Source organism: Pseudomonas sp. COW5 (genome assembly GCF_026240005.1).
GTDB classification, from domain to species: Bacteria; Pseudomonadota; Gammaproteobacteria; order Pseudomonadales; family Pseudomonadaceae; genus Aquipseudomonas; species Aquipseudomonas kribbensis.
Window position 1 is genome coordinate 6,316,297 of record NZ_JAPHVP010000001.1, and the last position, 18,197, is coordinate 6,334,493.

Genomic DNA, 18,197 nt, shown 5'->3' on the forward strand with positions numbered 1-18,197 from the left:
GAAAAAGCCGGCAGCGCCCTTTTCGGGGCCACCGCCGGGGAGGTAAATCAGATGCCGAAACGGTCGCGCAGCGAGTAATACACTGCACCAAGGGCAGTTAGTGGCGCAGAGAAGGTACGGCCACCGATCATCGGCATGTGTGGCAGCGAGGCGAAAGCGTCGAAGCGTTCGGCGTCGCCACGGATCATTTCCGAGATCAGTTTGCCGGCCAGGTGCGAGCAGGTGACGCCGTGGCCGCTGTAGCCCTGCATGTAGTAGGCGTTTTTCTCGATGCGACCGAATTGCGGCATGCGCGACATGGTCAGCAGGAAGTTGCCGGTCCAGCGGTAGTCGATTTTCACGTCCTTGAGTTGCGGGAAGGTTTTGAGGATCTTCGGGCGGATCAGGGTTTCGATGTCGTCCGGTTCACGGGCGCCGTAGACCACGCCGCCGCCGTAGAGCAGACGGTTGTCGGCGGTGAGGCGGTAGTAGTCGAGCAGGTAGTTGCAGTCTTCGACGCAGTAGTTGTTGGTGATCAGGCTGCGGGCCTGTTTTTCGGTCAACGGTTCGGTGACGCAGATCTGCGAGCCGCACGGCATGCTTTTGGCCGTCACGCGGTTGTCGAGGCCTTGCGGCAGGTAGGCGTTGCCGGCGATCAGCAGGTACTTGGCGCGGACCTGACCTTTGGCGGTGCGCACGACGTTGGGCTCGCCGTACTTGATTTCCACCGCTGCGGATTGCTCGTAGATCTTGCCACCCAGACGCACGATGGCCGCGGCTTCACCGAGGGCCAGGTTCAGCGGGTGAATGTGGCCGCCCTGCATGTCCAGCAGGCCGCCGACGTAGGCGTCGGAGCCGACTTCGCGGCGGATGTCCGCAGCGTCGAGCATCTTCAGGTTTTTATTGCCGTAACGTTCCCAGCTGCGTTTCTGTTCGGCGAGCCCCTTGAGCTGCTTGTTGTTCATCGCCGCGAAAATGCCGCCCGGGCGGTAGTCGCACTTGATGTCGTATTCCTTGATGCGCGAACGGATGATGTCGGCGCCTTCGAAGATCATGCTGCCGAGGATTTCCGCGGTCTTGTCGCCGTAGCGCTCTTCGATCACGTCGACGTCGCGGCTGTAGGAGTTGACCAGTTGACCGCCGTTGCGACCGCTGGCGCCGTAGCCGACTTTCGCCGCTTCCAGCACCGTCACCTTGTAGCCGGCTTCACTCAGGAACAGCGCCGAAGACAGGCCGGTGTAGCCGGCGCCGATGATGCAGACTTCGCACTCCACCGACTCTTCGAGGACCGGAAAATCGATCACTTCGTTGCGGGTGGCGGCGTAGTAGCTGTTCACGTGTTGTTGTTTCATTTTTTTATTCTCCGAGGGTCGCCGGTTGCAGGCGACCACCGCTGTAAAAGAGTCAGAGCTTGATCCAGGTCGCTTTCAGCTCGGTGTACTTGTCGAACGCGTGCAGCGATTTGTCGCGACCGTTGCCCGACTGCTTGAAGCCACCGAACGGTGCGGTCATGTCGCCGCCGTCGTACTGGTTGACCCACACGCTGCCGGCGCGCAGGCCACGGGCGAAGGTGTGGGCCTTGCTCAGGTTGCTGGTCCAGACCCCGGCGGCGAGGCCGAAGATGCTGTCGTTGGCAATCTGCAGCGCTTCTTCAACGGTGTCGAAGGTGATCAGCGACAGCACCGGGCCGAAGATTTCTTCCTTGGCGATGGTCATCGCGTTGGTCACGCCGTCGAAAATCGTCGGCTCGATGTAGGTGCCGCCGGTTTCTTCGAGGGTGCGGCGGCCGCCGGCGATCAGCTCGGCGCCCTGCTCCCGGCCGATGCTGATGTAGCGCAGCACGTTGTCCAGTTGACGCTGATCGACCACGGCGCCGACGGTGGTGGCCGGATCCAGGGCGTGACCCGGTTTCCACGCTTGCAGCGCTTCCACCAGCAGCGGGATGAATTGCTCACGGATCGAACGCTCCACCAGCAGGCGCGAGCCGGCGGTGCAGACTTCGCCCTGGTTGAATGCAATGGCGCCGGCCGCCGCTTGTGCTGCCGCGCGCAAGTCCGGTGCGTCGGCAAACACCACGTTCGGGCTCTTGCCCCCTGCTTCGAGCCAGACGCGTTTCATGTTGCTTTGGCCGGCATAAATCATCAGTTGCTTGGCAATCGCCGTGGAGCCGGTGAAGGCCAGCACGTCGACGTCCATGTGCAGCGCCAGCGCCTTGCCGACGGTGTGGCCGAAGCCTGGCAGGACGTTGAACACGCCTTTCGGAATACCCGCATCCAGCGCCAGTTGGGCGATGCGGATCGCGGTCAGCGGGGATTTTTCCGAAGGCTTGAGGATGAACGAGTTACCCGCCGCCAGCGCCGGGGCGAATTTCCAGCTGGCCATGATCAGCGGGAAGTTCCACGGCACGATGGCTGCGACTACGCCCGCTGGCTCGCGAGTGACCAGACCCAGTTGATCGTGCGGAGTGGCGGCGACTTCGTCGTAGATCTTGTCGATGGCCTCGGCGCTCCAGCGGATCGCGTTGGCGGTCGCCGGGATATCGATGCTCATCGAATCGCTGATCGGTTTGCCCATGTCGAGGGTTTCGAGCAGCGCCAGTTCTTCCTGGTGCTGCAGGATCAGGTCGGCGAAGCGAATCAGAATGCGCTTGCGCTCGGCCGGGGCTTTGTTCGCCCACACGCCGGAGTTGAAGGATTGGCGCGCGACTTCGACGGCGAGGTTGGCGTCGGCTTCATCGGTGCTGGCGACGGAGGCCAGGAAACGGCCGTCGACGGGGCTCAGGCATTCAAAGGTGTCGCCGCTGATGGCCGGGCGGTATTCGCCGTTGATGAAGGCACGGGATTCGAGGGTCAGGGACTGGAAGCGTTGTTCCCAGTCGTTGCGGGTCGTTGTCATGGTGGTGGCTCGACGCGGGGGAATTTGGGGGTGTCTGGGTCTGTGTTTGGCTTGAGATGGCTGCCCTCACCCTAGCCCTCTCCCGGGGGGAGAGGGGACCGACCGAAGTGCCTCGGGAGATGCACCGACCTGAACGACCGAGTCGAATATGGATTCGGTAAAAATCGTTCAGGTCGGAGGATTTCCCGAGCATCCCCGGATCAGTCCCCTCTCCCCCCGGGAGAGGGTTAGGGTGAGGGGCTTTTCAGAATCACACCGTATGCAGATACCAGTTGTACTCAAGGTCAGAGATCGAGTTTTCGAACTCGGCCAGCTCGCTTTCCTTGCACGCGACGAACACGTCGATGTACATCGGGTCGATGTAGCGGGCCATGACTTCGCTGTCGTCCAGCTCACGCAGGGCGTCGCGCAGGTTGTTCGGCAGGCTCTGTTCGTTCTGCTCGTAGCTGTTGCCTTCGACCGGGGCGCCCGGCTCGATCTGGTTGGTCAGGCCGTGGTGAATACCGGCCAGCACCGAAGCCATCAGCAGATACGGGTTAGCGTCGGCACCGGCGACACGGTGCTCGATGCGCACGGCGTCGGCCGAACCGGTCGGCACACGGACGGCCACGGTGCGGTTGTCGATGCCCCAGCTCGGCGAGTTCGGCACGTAGAACTGCGCGCCGAAGCGGCGGTACGAGTTGACGTTCGGGCACAGGAAAGCCATTTGCGCAGGCAGGGTCTCCAGCACACCGCCGATCGCGTGGCGCAGCGCGGCGTTCTGCTCGGGATCCTCGCTGGCGAAGATGTTGTTGCCTTCTTTGTCCAGAATCGAAATGTGTACGTGCAGACCGTTGCCCGCCTGGCCCGGATACGGCTTGGCCATGAAGGTGGTGTCCATCTCGTGGTCGTAGGCGATGTTTTTCACCAGACGCTTGAGCAGGACGGCGTAGTCGCACGCTTTAACAGGATCGGAAACATGGTGCAGGTTGACTTCGAACTGCGCCGGGGCGCTTTCCTTGACGATGGCGTCGGCCGGGATGCCCTGCTCTTTCGCGCCTTCGAGGATGTCTTGCAGGCAGTCGACGTATTCGTCGAGATCGTCGATCAGGTAAACCTGAGTCGATACCGGACGCTTGCCCGATACCGGCGAACGCGGCGATTGCGGACGGCCGTTCACGTTGTCCTGGTCGATCAGGTAGAACTCGAGTTCGAACGCGGCGCAGATGGTCAGGCCCAGTTCGTCGAATTTGCGTACCACGTTGGCCAGCACTTCACGCGGGTCGGCGAAGAACGGCTCGCCTTCCAGCTCGTGCATGGTCATCAGCAGTTGAGCGGTCGGACGCTTCTGCCAAGGTTCGATGCTCAGGGTACCCGGGATCGGGTAGCAGATACGGTCGGCGTCGCCGATGTCCAGGCCCAGGCCGGTGCTTTCCACCGTGGAGCCATTGATGTCGAGGGCGAAAAGCGAGGCCGGCAGGTTGATGCCTTTTTCGTACACCTTATGAAGACTGGTGCGCTCGATGCGCTTGCCGCGCACCACACCGTTCATGTCTGCAATCAGAAGGTCGACGTACAAAACCTCAGGATGTTTCTTAAGGAATGCGTTTGCTTCGTTGAGTTGAACGGCACGCAGAGGGACCGACATGATGCACCTATTTAGCTGTTAATTATTATGTTCACTGCTGTTTCGCGGAGCCAGTCAACCCGAACGACAAAGTGAAGTCAATAGCGAACACATCGCCGTTCAGCGTTTATTTTTCGGGCTTTTTTTAACACTCTCGTGCCAACGCAGGCGCCAGAGCCCCGGTCTTGATGACGATTTGATGAACGGCGTTTAGAATTTTTTACATGGGAGTTGTTAATTAAAATCAACGAGGCTAAGCTCCGGAAAAGCTCGTTCAAGTGTCAAACTTCGAGGTGAATAAAAATGGCATTCAAGCCATTGATCGGCGTTACTGCGTGCGTCAAACAGATTGGCCTGCACCCCTATCACATCAGCGGCGACAAGTACGTTCGCGCTGTCAGCGTTGCGGCGCTGGGGTTGCCCGTCGTCATTCCTTCCCTTGGCAAACTGACTGAAATCGAAGACCTGCTGGGTCAACTCGACGGTCTGTTGCTGACCGGCTCGCCGTCCAATGTGGAACCCTTCCACTATCAGGGCCCGGACAGCGCTCCCGGCACGGATCACGATCCGGCGCGGGATGCCACTACCCTTCCTTTATTGCGTGCAGCCATCGCGGCGGGCGTTCCGGTACTCGGCATTTGCCGGGGTTTCCAGGAAATGAACGTGGCGTTCGGCGGCAGCCTGCACCAGAAGGTGCATGAGCTGCCGGGCATGCTCGATCACCGCGAAGCCGACAGCCCGGATGTCGCCGTGCAGTACGCCCCGGCCCACGCCGTGACGGTGCTGGCCGGTGGCGTGTTCGAAGCGCTGGAGCTGCCGGGTGAATTCCAGGTCAACTCGATTCACAGTCAGGGCATCGACCGCCTCGCTCCCGGCCTCCGTGCCGAAGCCGTGGCGCCGGACGGCCTGATCGAGGCGGTCTCGGTGGAGCACAGCCCGACCTTTGCCCTCGGCGTCCAATGGCACCCTGAATGGCAGGTGCTGGACAACCCGAACTACCTGCGGATTTTCCAGGCGTTCGGCGAGGCCTGCCGCCAGCGTGCGGCGCGACGCAACCAGCGCTGACACAACCCAACGATTGCAAAACCATTTACTGCCCCCGCGGGGTCGGCGGCTGCGCGCTTGCGCATCCGTCATCCGCGATCAGCAACACACCGCGAAAACAAAAAGCACCACCCGGCAGCCAGGACGGCGGCGCCGAACAACCCGCACGGTGCGGGTCTGCAATCCACTCTTAAGCCAGGCCGCGTTGGCCCGGCGACTGAAACCTGTTGGGAGTTTCACATGGCAAACGCCTCCAGCACTTACAGGAAGGCTCTTGAAGGTCATCAGCAACCGAAAAAGGTTCTGGTGAAAGTCGATCGAGTCACCAAGAAGTTCGACGAAACCACTGCGGTGGACGATGTGTCCCTGGAGATCCATCAGGGCGAAATCTTCGCCCTGCTCGGCGGCTCCGGCTCGGGCAAATCGACCCTGCTGCGCATGCTCGCCGGTTTCGAGCGGCCGACTGAAGGACGCATTCTGCTCGACGGTGTCGACATCACCGACATGCCGCCGTACGAGCGGCCGATCAACATGATGTTCCAGTCCTACGCCCTGTTCCCGCACATGACTGTTGCGCAGAACATCGCCTTCGGCCTCAAGCAGGACCGTTTGCCGGCCAGCGAAATCGACGCCCGTGTTGAAGAAATGCTGCGCCTCGTCCACATGACCCAATACGCCAAGCGCCGCCCGCATCAACTGTCCGGCGGCCAGCGTCAGCGCGTGGCCCTCGCCCGCTCCCTGGCCAAGCGGCCGAAGCTGTTGCTGCTCGACGAACCGATGGGCGCACTGGATAAAAAGCTGCGCTCGCAAATGCAGCTTGAGCTGGTGGAAATCATCGAACGCGTCGGCGTGACCTGCGTGATGGTGACCCACGACCAGGAAGAGGCCATGACCATGGCCGAACGCATCGCGATCATGCACCTGGGCTGGATCGCCCAGATCGGCAGCCCGGTCGACATCTATGAAGCACCGGTCAGCCGCATGGTCTGCGAATTCATCGGCAACGTGAACGCCTTCGACGGCACCGTGGTCGAGGACCTCGAAGGTCACGCGATCATTCACAGCCCGGACTTGCAGCAAAAGATCTACGTCGGTCATGGCGTCAGCACTTCAGTGCAGGACAAGTCGATCACCTACGCGATCCGCCCGGAAAAAATGCTGGTCAGCACGATCAAGCCGGAGACCCGCTACAACTGGTCCGAAGGCAAGGTGCATGACATCGCCTACCTCGGCGGCCATTCGGTGTTCTACGTTGAATTGCCGAGCGGCAAGATCGTCCAGTCGTTCATGGCCAACGCCGAACGCCGTGGCGCGCGGCCGACCTGGGACGACAAAGTCTACGTCTGGTGGGAAGACGACAGCGGCGTGGTACTGCGCTCATGAGAACCTTCAATCAGCAATTCCTGCGCCTGGTGCCCAGCGGGCGAAAGTTCGTCATCGGCATCCCGTTCATCTGGCTGTTCCTGTTCTTCATGCTGCCGTTCTTTCTGGTGATGAAGATCAGCTTCTCGGAAGCCGCGCTGTCGATCCCGCCGTACTCGGAGATCTACACCTACGCCGAACAGAAATTCCAGCTGTTCCTGAACATCGGCAACTACACCATGCTCGGCGAAGACGAGCTGTACCTCTCGGCCTACCTCGGTTCGCTGAAAGTCGCGGCACTGAGCACGATGATGTGCCTGGTGATCGGTTTCCCGATGGCCTACGCGATCACCAAGGCCAGCAAGGAAGCGCAAAACGTCCTGCTGCTGTTGATCATGATGCCGACCTGGACCGCGATCCTGATCCGCGTTTACGCGTGGATGGGCATCCTCAGCAACAACGGTCTGCTCAACGCATTTTTGATGTGGACCGGGCTCACCGATCACCCGATCGAGATCCTCAACACCAACACGGCCGTGTATATCGGCGTGGTTTACGCCTATCTGCCATTCATGGTGCTGCCGCTCTACGCCAACCTGGTGAAGCACGATGGCAGCTTGCTGGAAGCCGCGCAGGATCTGGGCTCGAGCAACTTCAACAACTTCTGGAAAATCACCGTGCCGCTGGCCAAGAACGGCATCATCGCCGGCTGCATGCTGGTGTTCATTCCGGTGGTGGGCGAGTTCGTGATTCCGGAACTGCTGGGTGGCCCGGAGACCCTGATGATCGGTCGTGTGCTGTGGCAAGAGTTCTTCAATAACCGCGACTGGCCAGTGGCGTCTGCTCTGGCGGTGGTGATGCTGTTGATCCTGATTGTGCCGATCCTGCTGTTCAACCGCAGCCAGGCCAAAGAGATGGAGGGACGGGGATGAAACGCTTCGGATTTTCAAAGTTCATGCTGATCTTCGGCCTGATGTTCATCTATCTGCCGATGCTGATTCTGGTGATCTACTCGTTCAACGCCTCGAAACTGGTGACGGTCTGGGGCGGCTGGTCGGTGAAGTGGTATGTCGGCCTGCTCGACAACACGCAACTGATGGGCTCGGTGGTGCGCTCGCTGGAAATCGCCTGCTACACCGCTGTCGCGGCGGTAGCGCTGGGCACACTCGCCGCGTTCGTGCTGACCCGCGTGACGCGCTTCAAGGGCCGTACGCTGTTCGGTGGTCTGGTGACCGCGCCGCTGGTAATGCCTGAGGTGATCACCGGTCTGTCGCTGTTGCTGCTGTTCGTGGCGATGGCGCAACTGATCGGCTGGCCGCAAGAGCGTGGCATCGTCACGATCTGGATCGCCCACACCACGTTTTGTGCCGCTTATGTGGCGGTGGTAGTCTCCGCCCGCTTGCGTGAGCTGGATCTGTCGATCGAAGAAGCAGCGATGGATCTGGGCGCGAAACCGTTCAAGGTGTTTTTCCTGATCACCATCCCGATGATCGCGCCGTCGCTGGCAGCGGGCGGCATGATGTCGTTCGCCCTGTCGCTGGATGACCTGGTGCTGGCGAGCTTCGTGTCGGGGCCGGGTTCCACCACCCTGCCGATGGAAGTGTTCTCGGCCGTGCGTCTGGGTGTGAAGCCCGAGATCAACGCCGTGGCCAGTCTGATTCTGCTGGCGGTGTCACTGGTGACCTTCCTCGTCTGGTACTTCGGCCGCAAGGCAGAAGCCAACCGCAAGCGGGCGATTCAGGAAGCGATGGATCAGACCGCCAACGAATCGTGGCAGCAGCCGCAACCTCAACGAGTGGCAGCGACAGCCTGAGTACCGGGTGGCGAGGGAGGCTCTCCCCCGCCACCGATTCACTGAAATTCCGCTTTGTGTTTTTGAATAAAGCTTTTGAATAAAAAGAATGGAGTTGTACCGATGAAAATGTTTGGCAGGACTCTGCTGACACTGTCCTTATTGGGCGCAATCGCCACGGGCGCCCAGGCCAACGACAAGGTGCTGCGCGTTTACAACTGGTCGGACTACATCGCCCCGGACACCGTCAAGAAGTTCGAAGACGAGACCGGCATCCGCGTGACCTACGATGTGTTCGACAGCAATGAAACCCTCGAAGCGCGTCTGCTCGCGGGCAAGTCCGGCTACGACATCGTGGTGCCGTCCAACAGTTTCCTGGCCAAGCAGATCAAGGCCGGGGTCTATCAGACCCTGGACAAATCGAAGCTGCCGAACTGGAAGAATCTCAACCCGGTGCTGCTAAAAAACGCCTCCGCCAGTGATCCGGGCAACGCTCACGCGTTCCCGTACATGTGGGGCTCGATCGGCATCGGTTTCAACCCGGCCAAGGTCAAGGAAGTGCTCGGCAAGAATGCGCCGACCAACTCCTGGGACCTGCTGTTCAAACCGGAGAACGCCGAGAAGCTCAAGGCTTGCGGCATCAGTTTCCTCGACTCGCCGACCGAAATGATCCCGGCGGCCCTGCACTATCTGGGCTATCCGGTGAACGACAAGGACACCGCGCACATCAAGGAAGCCGAGGCGCTGTTCATGAAGATTCGCCCGAACGTGGCGTACTTCCACTCGTCGAAATACATCTCGGACCTGGCCAACGGCAACATCTGCGTGGCGGTCGGTTACTCCGGTGACGTGCTGCAGGCCAAGGCCCGCGCGGTGGAGTCGGGCAACAACGTGGTGATCGACTACAGCATTCCGAAGGAAGGTGCCGGCAGCTTCTACGACATGGTCGCCATCCCGCGCGATGCGGCGAATGTCGAGAACGCTTACCTGTTCATGGACTTCCTGATGCGTCCGGACATCATCGCCGAGATCACCAACAGCAACGGCTACAGCAACGCCAACGCCGCCGCCACGCCACTGGTGGACGAAGCGATCCGCAACGACCCGGGCTCGTACCCGTCGCAGGAAGTGATGGCCACGCTGTATGCGGTGCCAGATCAGCCGATTGCCACGCAACGGATCATGACCCGGGGCTGGACTCGCGTAAAACTCGGCAAGTAATTGAAGTTCTGTGGGAGCGAGCCTGCTCGCGATAGCGGAGTTTCAGGCGACATTGGTTTTGAATCCGCCAACGTCATCGCGAGCAGGCTCGCTCCCACAGGGGCTGTGTTTCTAACTCAAGAATCAATCGATTTCCGTTCACGCAGCGCCTTACCACCGCTGCACCCTCGCTCTGAACGGCCTCACCTGGCCTCCCTCGGTTCAGGTGAATTCAGGCGCCCTCGGGCGCCTTTTTTTGTGGGCTCAGGTCAACGGCCAATCCTGAACAATTCGATAACGACCCTTGTGGGATTCGAACAACGCAAAGCGTTCAGCCCTCAGGAAGAACTCTGGCGGCGTGGCGGATTCCGGCTCCGGAGCGCGATAGTCCCGGGCCAGCGTCAGGTGCGGGCGATACTCACGCGTCGCCTCTTCAAATCCGAACGGCAGCATCGCCTGCTCCAGTCCGTAAACCAGCCGCAATAAACCCGCTGGTGCCTGCTCCGGTGCCAGCGACAACACCCCGGCGCGATGCCAGACCTGCAACCGGTCCAGCGAAATCCTCATCGCCTCGCCCGGTGTCCGCACCTTGGACGCCGCCTCACAGACCTCGCCGATCTGCGCCAACGGCACCGCACCGAGAAACAGCAACGTCAGATGAAAGTTGTCCGCCGGCACCGGTTTGCCGGTACGCAAGCCCAGTTCGCTGCGCCACTGGGCAATCGCCTTGCGCTGCGTCGGCGGGCAGTCCAGGGCAAAGAACAGCCGCTTGAACGGTTGATCCCCGCGCGTTTCGTCCGTCATGGCCACGCTCCTTCGTTCGTCGAGATCCCTGGATTCTACACGCCCGTTTCTGGCGACTCTCGGCCTGGGGTTTATAGTTCAACGATTGCCATCAACCGGAGGACGTCATGCGCGAGATCCTCAGCAAAGAACCCTGGTGGGCTCGGCCACCGAATCCCGGACAGGATGAAAACGAGCTGGAATGGGGCTGGCTGGTGCATTACAGCGAGGGAGAACCGCGTTTCGAATTCGTGCGCGAGCGGCCGACGGATGAGGGAATCCGTCAGCGCAAAAGTTGCCGGATCACTCCATCAGCAGAGTGAACACAAACCTGTGGGAGCCAGCCTGCTGGCGATAGCGGTAGGCCAGTCATTACAGACTTACCGGTACAGCCACCATCGCCAGCAGGCTGGCTCCCACATGGGATTTGCTTTGAATTCAAGACTCGAGAATGTTCTTGAAGCCGCCGAAAATCATCCGCATTCCATCGAACGGCATCGGATTGACGTCCGGCTGCATGCGCGGGTCTTCCATCATTTTGCCCATGCCGGCGTCGCGGGTGGCCTTGTCCGGCCAGACCAGCCAGCCGGCCGACACGGTTTCGCCTTCCTTGAGTTTCACCGCCATCGGAAACGAGGTGACCTTGCCGTCCGGCACGTCATCACCCCAGCCTTGAACCACCTCCAGGGCGCCGTATTCCCTGAACAACTTCTCGGCGATTTCGCAGTGTTTTTTGTACTGTTCGCGATTGGCGTTCGGAACGGGTGCGACAAAAACATCGATGTAAGCCATGGTCGTGCTCCTGCGGGTTTAGGGATCGATCTGCTGAGTAGTCGAGTCAGGCGGGCGCCATTCGACAGGTGTGGCGCCCAATCCGACCGACGGTTCCTCTCCTCCCCCGAGATTACCCTCGACCTGCGCCGCCATGTGCAGCGTACCGGCCATCACGCCGGTCGTCGGGTTCTGCACCAGTTTCAGCCAGGCCTTGTCGAACGTGTTGCCCAGGCTGCTGCGGATCAGCGCTTCGCTGTCCGGGCGATCATTGGCCTGAAGGATGGCGCGGATGCCCGCCACGCCGACCGAGATCACCCCACCAACAAGTTTGCCGGCCGCCGCCGCCACCGCACTGGCCGCGCCCCGGGGTGCCATCTCTGCCTCCATGCGCTGGCTGGCGCGTTTGGCCACCGGGGCCATGCCGGCATCGGTCGAGGCGATGCCCTTGGCCCCGCCTTCGGTGTGGATCTTGTCGATCAACGCGGCATAGGCCGGCAAGGTGTTCAGCGGCTCGGTGCTGACAACCTGATACAGCGAGGCATCCCGGGCCGGCGGCGGCCCGAGGGCGATGGCGGGAATTTTCTGCAAGTGCCCGTTGAGCTGGGCGACGGGCACGCCGTAGCGCTGGGCGATGACCGGCATCTGCTGCGCCATCAGTTGCGCGTAGAACGCGGTGGACTGGGCGAGGATCGCGTCCGGGTCGATCTCCTGAGCCACCGGCACCAGCACCCGCTCCTGATATTGCTCCAGTAAATACGCGGCCAGGCGCTTGGACGAAGCATCCTGCTCGCCCCCGGCACTGAGGGTGTACCAGCTGACTTTCATCGACAGCCATTCCTGGGTCCAGTAGCTGCTGAACCACGGGATGAATTTTTCTTCAGTTTGCTCATAGACCCGAATGCGCCAATGTTCCATCGAACCGCGGGCAAAAGCCTTGACCTGTTCGGTGGACTGTCGGGAAGCCACAACGATATCCCGGTCGATCTGCTGCCAGGTGGCCGGCGAAACCACCACCGCCGGCGCGCTCGCCGGGCCCCGCGCCGAACTTGCGCAACCGGCCAGCAACATCAGTGCGGCGACGATCAGCGCACGCAGGTTCACGGTGGCGGTGTCCTTTGGTGGGTCAGATCTGGAGGTAACGACTTGAGTATAGGTGCGGGTTTCAGCCGTTTGTCCGGTTGTATCGATCCTCGATCCGGGCGCGGGATTTCAGCTTTTGTTCCAACCATCACTGACGTCGATGATCACCATTACGACGATTGCCTTCCGCATCAGACGCGTCCGGCGCAGGATTCACCCATCCGAGACACACACCACGAGGAGTTCACATCATGAGTCATACCGTCACCCTCGCCGTGAGCTTCCCGGTCTTCGGCAACAACTATTACGACCAGCACCCGGTGTCGCTGAAGACACAGCCGCTGGTGTTCAACGAAGATTTCGAAGATCTGCTGATGCCCGCCGCGAGCAATCACTTCAGCAATGAAGTGGTGGGCCTCAACGATCAGTTCCGTTTTCTGAGCGACATACTCGCCACCCATTTGCTGGACATCGAGGCCTCCGTGCCTGCCCGATCCAGCGTCCGGGCGAACGCTCATTTTTAATGCCAAGGGGCGTTCCCGTGAGGGAACGCCCCTTTTTTTGCTCATTACTGGTCGTCGTTATCGCCGCGATGATAGCGACGCCCGTCGCGACGGTCATAGTCGCGATCATCCCAACGCCGGTCATGGTCGTAATAACGGCCATGGTCACGGTCGTAATGCCGGCCATGGCGGTAGTCATCATCAAAGTCCGCCACACAACCGCCCAGCAATACGGCGGCAGAAACTGTCAGCAACAGGCTTGTTGCACGCATCATTCAGATTTTCCCTAAAACCAAGGTCTTGACGACGGAAGTGGTCAGCGCAGTGCGCGCAGCCACTGATACGACCGGGGAAAAGAACGATGATTCACTGAACACCGACGACCGTTCATCGTCCGGTCTGTCCCGTAAGAACCACTGCAAATGACCTGGAGACGGCTAACTCACCAAGGCAATCAACTGCTGCCGCTGCGCATCCGTCAGCATCGGCCCGAACCCGGCGCCGGCATTGTCGGCCATGTAACGTGGATTGCCGGTGCCGGGGATTACGCAAGTCACCGCCGTGTTCGAGAGCAAAAACTTCAGCGCCAGTTGCGGCCAGCTATTGACCTGCACGTCCGATACCCAGCCCGGCAGGGGTTTGCCCTTGAGCCGGGTCAGCAACCCGCCACCGCCAAACGGCCGATTGCAGATCACCGCCACCCCACGTTCGCGGCACAACGGCAGGATGCGTTTTTCCACGCCACGGTCATCGAGGGCGTAATTGATTTGCAGGAAGTCGAGCGGTTCGGCCTTCAACACGGCTTCCACTTCGTCGTAGGCCGAGGGCGTGTAATGGGTGATGCCGATGTAGCGGATGCGGCCCTGCTCCTTCCATTCGCGCAAGGTCGGCAGATGAGTTTGCCAGTCCAGCAGGTTATGGATCTGCATCAGGTCGATGCGATCGGTGCGCAGCAGGCGAAAGGAGTTTTCCATCTGCGCGATGCCCTCCTCGCGCCCGCGGGTCCACACCTTGGTGGCCAGAAACGCCGGTGAACGGGGTTCGTGAATCGACAACAGCTCGCCGGTGGTTTCTTCGGCGCGGCCATACATCGGTGAACTGTCGATCAGCGTGCCGCCCTTTCTGAACAGCTCGTCGAGCACCGCCGGCAATTGTTTATAAGCCGGTTCGCCGGGCGCGACGTCGAAGCCGCGATAGGTGCCCAGCCCTACCAACGGCAGCAGCTCGGAGCTGGAAGGAATGGCGCGGGTCTGCATGGTCTGGCCTCCTGGGGCACTCGACGACGTGGCGGCAGCCAACGCCCGGTCAAACGTGAAAACGGTCGTTATCCCCGCTGCCAGCTCGAGCAGACGGCGGCGGGAATAGCCCTCAGTGTGGCTCATGCTGGCTTCTCTGTCGGGTGGATCTGTTGCACCTTGTGTGCGGCGGCGGTCACCGGGGAAGGCTCAACTACACTGCATTGGCGAACCCTCACGCCCCGTTAAAGTTAGTCGAATGTCCAGAATCCTGATGTCACTCGTCGCTTTGCTGCTGGCCCTGTACCTGATCCTGTGTGCAGCGCTGTTCGTGTTTCAGCGCTCGCTGATCTATTTTCCGCAGGCGGGCTCAGTGGATTCGGCGGAATCGCGGATGACCCTGACCATGCCCGATGCGGACATTCGCGTCAGTGTCCGCGAGCATTCCGGAGCGCGGGCGTTGATCTATTTTGGCGGCAATGCCGAAGACGTCTCGCGCAATCTGCCGGCGTTTGCCGAGGCCTTCCCCGACTACGCGATCTACCTGCTGCACTATCGCGGTTTTGGCGGCAGCGGCGGTTCGCCGTCCGAAGAGGCAATTGCCCGGGACGCCCTGGGGTTGTTCGATCAGGTGTTTTCCAGGCATCCGCAGATTGCCCTGATCGGGCGCAGCCTCGGTTCCGGCGTCGCGGTGCGGCTGGCCAGTCAGCGGCCGGTGACCCGGCTGATTCTGGTCACGCCCTTCAACAGCCTTCAGGAGCTCGCCGTCCGGCATTACCCGTGGGTGCCGGTGAAATGGCTGCTCAAGGAGCGTTACGAATCGGGCAAATACGCCGAGCATATCCGCGCGCCGACCCTGCTGCTGGCGGCGAGCGATGACGAGGTGGTGCCTCGGGGCAGCAGCGAACGTCTGCTGCGCAATTTCCCGGACGGCGTGGCGACCCTTAAAGTGGTGCCGGAGGCGACGCACAATTCGATTTCCGAACGCCCGCAATACCTGCAATGGATGAAGGAAGTGTTGAACCGGTGAGCGGCCACTGCGCAGTTCGTCGGCCTCCGGACAAAGCCATGGGCGCCCCGTGAACCAAGTGCAGAAAGGCCAGTCCTACTCGCGCCGCATTCGCGGTTAACTCCCTGTCAGCGCTGTCTTTTTTCAGAGTCCTGCGTCCCATGCGCCACGCCGTTCGTTCGTCTCGCTTCGTATCGCTGTGCCTGTTGATCCTCTCTCCACTGCTTGCCCCCTCTGCCCATGCCGGCGCGGAACGGCAACTGGCGGCCGCCATCAATGACCTGCGCGCCCATCCGCAACGCTGTGACCGGCGTGCAGCACAACGCCTGGCGCCGCTGGCGCTCAAGCAGAACATTGCGTTGCCCATCGGTTATGGCTATGGCGGCGGGTTGCGCGAGCAGTTGAAGTCTTCCGGTTATGCGGCGGTGGCCGTGCGCAGCATCCGCATTGTCGGGGCCGAGGATGCCGAAGAGGCGTTCGATCAATTGCAGGACGAACATTGCAGCGCACTGATCGACGCGCAGTACGCCGACATCGGCATCAGCCGTGCCCGCAGTGAATGGCAAGTGGTGTTGGCGCGGCCGGTGATCGACAGTCGCATGGGCGACAACCGCAGCGTCGGCAAGGCCCTGCTGGCGCAAGTCAACGCTGCCCGCGCCCGGCCCCGGATGTGCGGGCGTCAACGCTTTGCCGCCGCCCGCCCCTTGAGCTGGAACCCGTCCCTCGGCGCCGCCGCCCAGGGCCACAGCAAGGCCATGGCTTACGGCAACTACTTCGCTCACCAGGACCCGGACGGCGACATGCCGGCCGACCGTGCCCACGCCGCCGGCTACCGCGGACGGCAAATCGGCGAGAACATCGCCGCCGGGCAAAGTTCTCCCGGCAGCGCGATGGCCGGCTGGCTCGCCAGCCCCGGGCACTGCGCCAACCTGATGAACCCGATGTTCACTCAGGTCGGCGCCGGTTTTGCCAGTGATGCCCGCAGTGACAACGGTGTGTACTGGACGATGCTGTTCGGCGCGCCCTGACTCACTTCGGCCGGCGCACCGCCCGTACGCTGCTGGTATCCCCGCCGCCACAGTAGAAGCGTTCACCGCCATCGGCCTCCAGTCCCGAGACGCCGATGCCGCTGGGCAACGCGAGGCTTTCCAACACCTCGCCGTTGCCCGGATCGACACGCCGGATCTCGCTTTCATCGCCCTCCCACGTCCCATGCCACAGCGCCCCGTCAACCCAGGTCACGCCGGTGACAAAACGGTTTGACTCCAGCGTGCGGAGGATCTTGCCGGTTTCCGGGTCGATCTGATGGATCTTGCGCTCGCGATACTGGCCGACCCACAGCGTGCCCTCGGCCCAGGCCATGCCCGAGTCGCCACCGCCGCCGGGAGCTGCGATGGTTTGGAGCACTTTGCCGGTGGCCGGATCGATCTTGTGGATACGCCGGTCGGCAATCTGATACAGATGCTTGCCGTCGAATGCCGTGCCGCCATCGGCCCCGATCTTGATCGTGCGCACGGTTTCGCCGCTGGCCGGGTCCAGCGCATTGAGCTGGCCGTCGCTGGCGAACCAGACCTGCTGGCCGTCGAAGGTCACACCATGGACGCCGTGGATGCCTTCGAACGGGCCGTATTCACGAAGGATTTCTGCGTTTGCCTGTTTCATTTCGGTTGCCTCGTTGAGTGGTGAGTCCAGCCTAGCCATTGCGCAACGACACCGGGAGTAACAAGATCGTCGCGAAACCCGGCACCGGCGGAGTCAGCCAGCGTCGCGCACGGCCGACACCGAATGCCTGGGCCTTGCCTTGCGCGGCCAGGGTTTCCAGCGCCCGTTGTATCTGGCGCTGACTGCTGCCCAGCGCAAGCGCCAGTGCCGAACTCGACCACGCCTCGCCGTCGGCAAGCAGGGCCAGCAGTGCCGCGTGCTTGTCTTCGAGGGGTAACGTCAGGAGCGCCACCTCTTGCGCGACCAGCGCATAGCCACGGGAAGTCGCAGTGATTCCGGCCAACGGCTTCAGTGCGGCGCGCAGCCGGCCGATCTCGACCCGCAATCGGACGCGGTGGGATTCATCATCGAGTTTCAAACGAAAGGCCCTGGCGATCAGCGTCTCTCGGGGAACATCCCCGGGCCAGGCTTCTGCGAGCAGTTGTAGCAGATTGAACAACACCGGTCGGGTTGCCAGTGCCACCGTCATGCCGGCACCGCGCATGCTGTAGCGACAGGCATCCACCACCAGCGTCGCAGACGCAAACAAGGCTTCGACCTGTGCGAGCGTCACCGTTTTCACGTCACCGGCAATGCGCAAACGGGCGGCGGGAGCGTCGAGGGTTTGCCGGGTGTGCTCGATCTCCGCCAGCAGCGCCGGAATGCTGGCCAGCCGCGCCGCCCGTTGCGCACGCTCCAGCGCCGATTGCGCCTTGTGCGCCTGCACTCGCCGCAGCGCGATCCCGGCTGACATCAGTTCATGGGCGGCGCGCAAGGCCGGGGGTAACGGTGCTGGGTCCTGTTCATCGAGCAGCGCGTCAGCCTCATTCAACTGCCCGATCAACAACAACCGACGAATCTGCAGATAACGCGCGTGCGCTGCATTGAGCCGGTCACCGTGATCCTGCAAGACCTGCCGCGCCGCCTCCAGCGCCTTCACCGGCCAGCCCAGATCCCGCGCCGCCAGCGCCACTTCCGCCTCGGCCACCACGCAGCGCGCCCGGGACAAGGGCTCGTTGGCGCCGAACGCTTTTACCGCGCGTTGCAGCAATGCCTTGGCCCGCACCATGTCACCGAGCTGGGCCATGGCGATTCCGCGCAAGGCCAGGGCCGGTGGATCTTCACGCAGAGCCACGAAATTCAGCGCCGCCAACGGGTCACCCGCCGCCAGGGCGCGGCCGGCGGCGTTGATCAGCGAGTCCATGGTGAGTCCGACATGGCAAGGCGTTCCGGT

At 61.8% G+C, this 18,197-nt stretch carries 19 protein-coding genes; 9 read left to right on the top strand and 10 right to left on the bottom strand.

From position 1 onward, the window contains the following. Positions 1–47 precede the first annotated feature (47 nt). From OQ248_RS28635 to OQ248_RS28645, 3 genes are all read right to left on the bottom strand, one after another. On the bottom strand, positions 48–1,331 hold the full coding sequence (locus tag OQ248_RS28635; RefSeq protein ID WP_265814985.1) for an FAD-binding oxidoreductase: 1,284 nt from the start codon (positions 1,329–1,331) through the stop codon (positions 48–50). Positions 1,332–1,383: 52 nt separating this feature from the next. Then, positions 1,384–2,874 (bottom strand): aldehyde dehydrogenase, encoded by a 1,491-nt coding sequence (locus OQ248_RS28640; protein WP_134827304.1) that lies wholly within the window; start codon positions 2,872–2,874, stop codon positions 1,384–1,386. Positions 2,875–3,124: 250 nt separating this feature from the next. Next, positions 3,125–4,501, bottom strand: a complete 1,377-nt coding sequence (locus OQ248_RS28645; RefSeq protein ID WP_085708652.1) for a glutamine synthetase family protein — start codon at positions 4,499–4,501, stop codon at positions 3,125–3,127. 282 nt (positions 4,502–4,783) lie between these two features. Between OQ248_RS28645 and OQ248_RS28650 the strand changes: the two genes are divergently transcribed. From OQ248_RS28650 to OQ248_RS28670, 5 genes are all read left to right on the top strand, one after another. Beyond that, positions 4,784–5,545, top strand: coding sequence for a gamma-glutamyl-gamma-aminobutyrate hydrolase family protein (locus tag OQ248_RS28650; protein ID WP_007957108.1), 762 nt, complete (start codon positions 4,784–4,786; stop codon positions 5,543–5,545). 219 nt (positions 5,546–5,764) lie between these two features. Then, complete coding sequence (gene potA, locus OQ248_RS28655) at positions 5,765–6,907, top strand: polyamine ABC transporter ATP-binding protein (protein ID WP_007957110.1); 1,143 nt, start codon at positions 5,765–5,767, stop codon at positions 6,905–6,907. After that, entirely contained in the window at positions 6,904–7,818 is a 915-nt protein-coding gene (locus OQ248_RS28660) for an ABC transporter permease subunit (protein ID WP_085708654.1), read from the top strand. The genes potA and OQ248_RS28660 overlap by 4 nt, the downstream gene beginning before the upstream one ends. After that, positions 7,815–8,699, top strand: a complete 885-nt coding sequence (locus tag OQ248_RS28665) for an ABC transporter permease subunit (RefSeq protein WP_085708655.1) — start codon at positions 7,815–7,817, stop codon at positions 8,697–8,699. Before OQ248_RS28660 ends, OQ248_RS28665 begins: the two co-directional genes overlap by 4 nt. Before the next feature lie 102 nt (positions 8,700–8,801). Beyond that, entirely contained in the window at positions 8,802–9,899 is a 1,098-nt protein-coding gene (locus OQ248_RS28670) for a polyamine ABC transporter substrate-binding protein (RefSeq protein WP_085708656.1), read from the top strand. A gap of 243 nt (positions 9,900–10,142) precedes the next feature. Here OQ248_RS28670 and thpR read toward each other — a convergent pair whose 3' ends face one another. Next, entirely contained in the window at positions 10,143–10,682 is a 540-nt protein-coding gene (gene thpR / locus OQ248_RS28675) for an RNA 2',3'-cyclic phosphodiesterase (RefSeq protein WP_265814987.1), read from the bottom strand. A gap of 107 nt (positions 10,683–10,789) precedes the next feature. On the opposite strand from thpR, the gene OQ248_RS28680 reads away from it, so the two are divergent. Further along, positions 10,790–10,984: a hypothetical protein gene (locus tag OQ248_RS28680; protein WP_265814988.1), complete on the top strand. Its 195-nt coding sequence runs from the start codon at positions 10,790–10,792 to the stop codon at positions 10,982–10,984. Between the two features lie 115 nt (positions 10,985–11,099). Here OQ248_RS28680 and OQ248_RS28685 read toward each other — a convergent pair whose 3' ends face one another. Continuing rightward, entirely contained in the window at positions 11,100–11,453 is a 354-nt protein-coding gene (locus OQ248_RS28685) for a DUF1428 domain-containing protein (RefSeq protein ID WP_265814989.1), read from the bottom strand. A gap of 18 nt (positions 11,454–11,471) precedes the next feature. Further along, positions 11,472–12,536, bottom strand: a complete 1,065-nt coding sequence (locus tag OQ248_RS28690) for a hypothetical protein (protein ID WP_265814991.1) — start codon at positions 12,534–12,536, stop codon at positions 11,472–11,474. A gap of 230 nt (positions 12,537–12,766) precedes the next feature. Here OQ248_RS28690 and OQ248_RS28695 point away from each other — a divergent pair, with 230 nt between their 5' ends. Next, positions 12,767–13,039, top strand: coding sequence for a hypothetical protein (locus tag OQ248_RS28695; RefSeq protein ID WP_114882235.1), 273 nt, complete (start codon positions 12,767–12,769; stop codon positions 13,037–13,039). Between the two features lie 44 nt (positions 13,040–13,083). On the opposite strand, the gene OQ248_RS28700 is transcribed toward OQ248_RS28695, so the two are convergent. Together OQ248_RS28700 and OQ248_RS28705 are read right to left on the bottom strand one after the other, a co-directional pair. Next, a complete protein-coding gene (locus OQ248_RS28700) occupies positions 13,084–13,293 on the bottom strand; it encodes a hypothetical protein (RefSeq protein WP_085708661.1) in 210 nt (69 codons plus the stop codon). 162 nt (positions 13,294–13,455) lie between these two features. After that, on the bottom strand, positions 13,456–14,400 hold the full coding sequence (locus OQ248_RS28705; RefSeq protein WP_265814993.1) for an aldo/keto reductase: 945 nt from the start codon (positions 14,398–14,400) through the stop codon (positions 13,456–13,458). Positions 14,401–14,512: 112 nt separating this feature from the next. Between OQ248_RS28705 and OQ248_RS28710 the strand changes: the two genes are divergently transcribed. Beyond that, entirely contained in the window at positions 14,513–15,283 is a 771-nt protein-coding gene (locus OQ248_RS28710; RefSeq protein ID WP_265814995.1) for an alpha/beta fold hydrolase, read from the top strand. 140 nt (positions 15,284–15,423) lie between these two features. Then, positions 15,424–16,290, top strand: a complete 867-nt coding sequence (locus OQ248_RS28715) for a CAP domain-containing protein (protein ID WP_265814996.1) — start codon at positions 15,424–15,426, stop codon at positions 16,288–16,290. 1 nt (position 16,291) lies between these two features. Here OQ248_RS28715 and OQ248_RS28720 read toward each other — a convergent pair whose 3' ends face one another. After that, positions 16,292–16,924 carry a PQQ-binding-like beta-propeller repeat protein gene (locus tag OQ248_RS28720; RefSeq protein ID WP_265814997.1) on the bottom strand — a complete coding sequence of 211 codons (633 nt, stop codon included), beginning with the start codon at positions 16,922–16,924 and terminating at the stop codon, positions 16,292–16,294. 31 nt (positions 16,925–16,955) lie between these two features. Continuing rightward, positions 16,956–18,167, bottom strand: coding sequence for a helix-turn-helix domain-containing protein (locus OQ248_RS28725; RefSeq protein ID WP_265814998.1), 1,212 nt, complete (start codon positions 18,165–18,167; stop codon positions 16,956–16,958). Positions 18,168–18,197: the final 30 nt, after the last annotated feature.

Coding starts and splice junctions, on each gene's coding strand:
- OQ248_RS28720 (WP_265814997.1), bottom strand. CDS start 16,924: ATGAAACAGGCAAACGCAGAAATCCTTCGTGAATACGGCCCGTTCGAA.
- OQ248_RS28660 (WP_085708654.1), top strand. CDS start 6,904: ATGAGAACCTTCAATCAGCAATTCCTGCGCCTGGTGCCCAGCGGGCGA.
- OQ248_RS28640 (WP_134827304.1), bottom strand. CDS start 2,874: ATGACAACGACCCGCAACGACTGGGAACAACGCTTCCAGTCCCTGACC.
- OQ248_RS28670 (WP_085708656.1), top strand. CDS start 8,802: ATGAAAATGTTTGGCAGGACTCTGCTGACACTGTCCTTATTGGGCGCA.
- OQ248_RS28685 (WP_265814989.1), bottom strand. CDS start 11,453: ATGGCTTACATCGATGTTTTTGTCGCACCCGTTCCGAACGCCAATCGC.
- OQ248_RS28715 (WP_265814996.1), top strand. CDS start 15,424: ATGCGCCACGCCGTTCGTTCGTCTCGCTTCGTATCGCTGTGCCTGTTG.
- OQ248_RS28680 (WP_265814988.1), top strand. CDS start 10,790: ATGCGCGAGATCCTCAGCAAAGAACCCTGGTGGGCTCGGCCACCGAAT.
- OQ248_RS28705 (WP_265814993.1), bottom strand. CDS start 14,400: ATGAGCCACACTGAGGGCTATTCCCGCCGCCGTCTGCTCGAGCTGGCA.
- OQ248_RS28650 (WP_007957108.1), top strand. CDS start 4,784: ATGGCATTCAAGCCATTGATCGGCGTTACTGCGTGCGTCAAACAGATT.
- OQ248_RS28700 (WP_085708661.1), bottom strand. CDS start 13,293: ATGATGCGTGCAACAAGCCTGTTGCTGACAGTTTCTGCCGCCGTATTG.
- OQ248_RS28695 (WP_114882235.1), top strand. CDS start 12,767: ATGAGTCATACCGTCACCCTCGCCGTGAGCTTCCCGGTCTTCGGCAAC.
- potA (WP_007957110.1), top strand. CDS start 5,765: ATGGCAAACGCCTCCAGCACTTACAGGAAGGCTCTTGAAGGTCATCAG.
- OQ248_RS28645 (WP_085708652.1), bottom strand. CDS start 4,501: ATGTCGGTCCCTCTGCGTGCCGTTCAACTCAACGAAGCAAACGCATTC.
- thpR (WP_265814987.1), bottom strand. CDS start 10,682: ATGACGGACGAAACGCGCGGGGATCAACCGTTCAAGCGGCTGTTCTTT.
- OQ248_RS28635 (WP_265814985.1), bottom strand. CDS start 1,331: ATGAAACAACAACACGTGAACAGCTACTACGCCGCCACCCGCAACGAA.
- OQ248_RS28665 (WP_085708655.1), top strand. CDS start 7,815: ATGAAACGCTTCGGATTTTCAAAGTTCATGCTGATCTTCGGCCTGATG.
- OQ248_RS28725 (WP_265814998.1), bottom strand. CDS start 18,167: ATGGACTCGCTGATCAACGCCGCCGGCCGCGCCCTGGCGGCGGGTGAC.
- OQ248_RS28710 (WP_265814995.1), top strand. CDS start 14,513: ATGTCCAGAATCCTGATGTCACTCGTCGCTTTGCTGCTGGCCCTGTAC.